At 65.5% G+C, this 3,467-nt stretch carries 2 protein-coding genes and 1 pseudogene; 2 read left to right on the forward strand and 1 reads right to left on the reverse strand.

Going from position 1 to position 3,467, the window contains the following annotated elements; all coding sequences use genetic code 11:
- Positions 1-1,383, forward strand: a 1,383-nt coding sequence (locus EOA33_RS28650; RefSeq protein WP_127407171.1) for an MFS transporter, incomplete at its 5' end; no start/stop codon positions are given.
- 30 nt (positions 1,384-1,413) lie between these two features.
- Here EOA33_RS28650 and EOA33_RS28655 read toward each other — a convergent pair.
- Positions 1,414-2,256: a LysR family transcriptional regulator gene (locus EOA33_RS28655; RefSeq protein WP_127407172.1), complete on the reverse strand. Its 843-nt coding sequence runs from the start codon at positions 2,254-2,256 to the stop codon at positions 1,414-1,416.
- A 96-nt stretch (positions 2,257-2,352) separates the two neighbouring features.
- Here EOA33_RS28655 and EOA33_RS28660 point away from each other — a divergent pair.
- A pseudogene (locus EOA33_RS28660) lies at positions 2,353-3,467 on the forward strand (aspartate aminotransferase family protein); the annotation flags it as partial.

Genomic DNA, 3,467 nt, shown 5'->3' on the forward strand with positions numbered 1-3,467 from the left:
GACCTGGCGCGCTTTTGCTTCATCAGCCTCGGCATCCTGCTGCACGCCACCAACGAGACGATGGTGGCGACGGTGATGCCGGCCATGGTCGGCGAACTGGCCGGCGTGCAGTTGGTCGGCTGGTCGCTGGCGATCTACGAGCTTGGCGCCATCGTCGCCGGCGCCGCCGCCGGACGGCTGGTGAGTTATGTGGCGCTGCGCTCCAACATGATGGTTGCCGCCTTGCTCTATGCTGCCGGCGCGCTGATCTGCGCCACCGCACCCTCGATGCCGCTCTTTCTTGCCGGGCGGCTGGTCGAGGGGCTGGGCGGCGGCGCGCTGGTGTCGCTGGCTTTCGTCTCGGTCGAGCGGCTGTTCCCGCGCAACATCTGGCCGCAGCTTTTCGGCATCATGTCGGCGATCTGGGGCGTCGCCGCCTTCAGCGGCCCGATGCTTGGCGCCATCATGGCCGAGCTTCTATCGTGGCGTTGGGCCTTCGGCATCTTCACGGTTGGCGGCACCGCCATGGCGCTGGCAAGTTTCATCGTGCTCGACACGCCGCAGGCGACCAGGCCGCAGGTGGACAAGGGCACGGCGCCGCCCTTCCCCTATGCCGCGCTCGGCTGCCTCGCCGTCAGCGTCGTGCTGATCGCCAGCGCCGGCGTCGATGTCGCCCTGCTGCGCTCCTCGCTGCTGCTTGGGCTGGGGTTGATCGGCCTCGTGTTGTTCTTCCGCGTCGATGCGCTGAAGCCGGGCTCGCGGCTGTTTCCGTCGCGGCTGTTTTCCTGGCGCTCGCCGGTCGGCAGCGGCATGACCATGGTGGCCGCCTTCTCGGTGGCAACCGTCTCCTTCGCCATCTACGGGCCGCTGCTTTTGACCACGCTGCACGGCATCCCGATCCTGACCACCGGCTACATCATCGCCGCCGAATCGATTGCCTGGTCGATCCTGGCGATCCTCGTCGCCAATGCGCCGCTGGAGCGCGAAAGGCTCATTATCGTGGTGGGCGCGCTGATGATCGCGGCCGGCCTCGCCGGCTTCGCCTACACGATCCCGGCGGGCTCGATCCCGCTGATCCTGCTTTGCGCCCTGCTGCAGGGCGGCGGCTTTGGCGTCTGCTGGCCGTTCCTGACACGGGTCATCGTGGCCTCCGCCCAGAATAGCGAGCAGACCATCGCCTCCGCCGCGGTGCCGACCATGCAGCGCATCGGCTATGCGGTAGGGGCGGCGCTCGCCGGCGTCATCGCCAATGCCAGCGGCTTTTCCGAAGGCCTGAATCGCGACGCGGCGGCGAACGTCGCCGGCTGGCTGTTCCTCGCTTTCGTGCCGCTCGGCACTCTCGGATGCCTGGCGGCCATCAGGATCGCTATGCCAACCGCGCATCCACAGGAAGCGACGGGCTGACCTCGGGAGACAATCGGAGAGCGGAAGTTCTCACAGAGACGGCAGAACGGCTCGGATGTGATCGGCGAAGGCCTCGACCGCGGGTGATCGCTCGGTGTCGGCAAAGGCGACCAGAATGCCAAGCTGGGGCAAGCGAGGAAACGGCGCGCCCAGAATATGGAGGTCCGACGGCACCGCATCCTCGGTCATCACGCTGATTGCCAGGCCCGACCGCGCCACGGCGATCAGTCCAGCAAGGCTGTTGCTGGCATAGGATATTTTGTAGCGCAGTCCGGCGCGCGCCATGGCCTCGCAAGCCGCCTTGTGGTCGACGGCATTCGACGCCGACAACGCCAGCGGCACGATGTCGCCAAAATCGTAGAGGTCCAGCGCCGGCTTGCTGCCCACCCATACGAGCGCTTCGGTGCGCACATGCGCGTCGCTTGCGTTCGGACTGGAGACAAGCGCCAGGTCGATCTGGCGCGCGTTGAGAAGCGTCCGCAATTCGACGGTGGGCGCCGAAACCACCTTAATTTCGACATCGGGATACATGGTTCCGAAGCCCTTCAGCAGCGCGGGAAAGAACGCGCTCAGATAGTCCTCGGGACTGCCGAAAATAATCGAACCGTGCAGGCCTTTGTCGGACAGCGCCGAGATCGCCTCGTCATGGATTTTGAGGATGCGCTCGGCATAGGCCAGGAAGCGCTCGCCGCTGCCGGTGAGCCGCACCCCGCTGCCGCTGCGATGAAACAGGCTCTGGCCGAGGGCTTCCTCGAGCCGCTGCACCTGCATTGTCACGGCCGACTGCGTGCGTCCGACCTGTACCGCCACCGCACTGAGGGTTCCCGAATGCGCCGCGCGCACGAATGTCGCCAGCAGCTTGAGATCGAGCATATCAAATCCATTGATATCAGAATCCGACAACTATCAATTTTACTGCATCCGCGCCAGCCGCTAAATTGTTGGCGCAACGCTTGCTGGAGTTGAGATATGTCGAAGAACTTGGAGCCTGGGTTTTGGGATTCGGCGCGCAAGCACCTGATCCGCTATGGCGGCAGCTTCGAGCCCGCCATCATCGAGCGCGCCGCTGGCTCCTTCGTCTACGATGCCGACGACAGGCCCATCCTCGACTTCACCTCCGGGCAGATGAGCGCCCTGCTCGGGCATGCTCACCCGAGGATCGTCTCGACGGTCAGCCGCCAGGTGGAAAGGGCCGCGCATCTTTTCAGCGGCATGCTGTCCCCGCCCGGTGGTGGAGCTTGCGGAGCGCCTCGCGGCGCTGGCGCCCGGGCTCGACAGGGTGATGCTGCTTTCGACGGGCGCCGAGTCCAATGAAGCCGCGATCCGGATGGCAAAGCTGGTGACCGGCAAGCACGAAATTGTTGCCTTCTCGAAGAGTTGGCACGGCATGACGGGGGCTGCGGCGTCAGCGACCTACAGCGCCGGCCGCAAGGGCTACGGCCCAGCCACGGTCGGATCGCTGGCCATCCCTGCCCCCAACAGTTTTCGGCCGCGCTTCAGGCACGCCGACGGCTCGCTGGACTGGCTGACCGAACTCGGCGATGCCTTCGACCTCGTCGACAGCCAGTCGACGGGAAGCCTGGCGGCCTTTGTCGCCGAGCCGATCCTATCGAGCGGCGGCATACTGGAACTGCCGCAAGGATATCTGGCGGCACTCCAGCAGAAATGCCGCGAGCGCGGAATGCTGCTGATCCTCGATGAAGCGCAGACCGGCATCGGCCGCACGGGAGACATGTTCGCTTACCAAAGGGATGGCGCCACCCCCGACATCCTTACGCTCTCCAAGACCATCGGCGCCGGGCTTCCCCTATCGGCGGTGATGACGACGGCTGAAATCGAGGAAGCAGCGCACGACAAGGGCTTCCTGTTCTACACCACGCATGTCTCCGACCCGCTGCCGGCGGCTGTCGGCGTTGCGGTGCTCGATGTGGTGGAAGAGGAAAAGCTCGTCGACCGGGCACAGCGCCTGGGAGCGAAACTGTTCGACGGACTGTCGCGGCTTAAGCAGCGTTATGAATGCGTCGGCGACGTTCGTGGGCGCGGCCTGCTGCTCGGCGTCGAGATCGTCAAGGACGGCAAGGAGC

Source organism: Mesorhizobium sp. M4A.F.Ca.ET.050.02.1.1 (assembly GCF_003997725.1).
GTDB lineage: Bacteria > Pseudomonadota > Alphaproteobacteria > Rhizobiales > Rhizobiaceae > Mesorhizobium.

Bases quoted from the DNA above. Each gene is read 5' to 3' on its own strand.
- EOA33_RS28655 (WP_127407172.1), bottom strand. From the start codon at position 2,256: ATGCTCGATCTCAAGCTGCTGGCGACATTCGTGCGCGCGGCGCATTCG.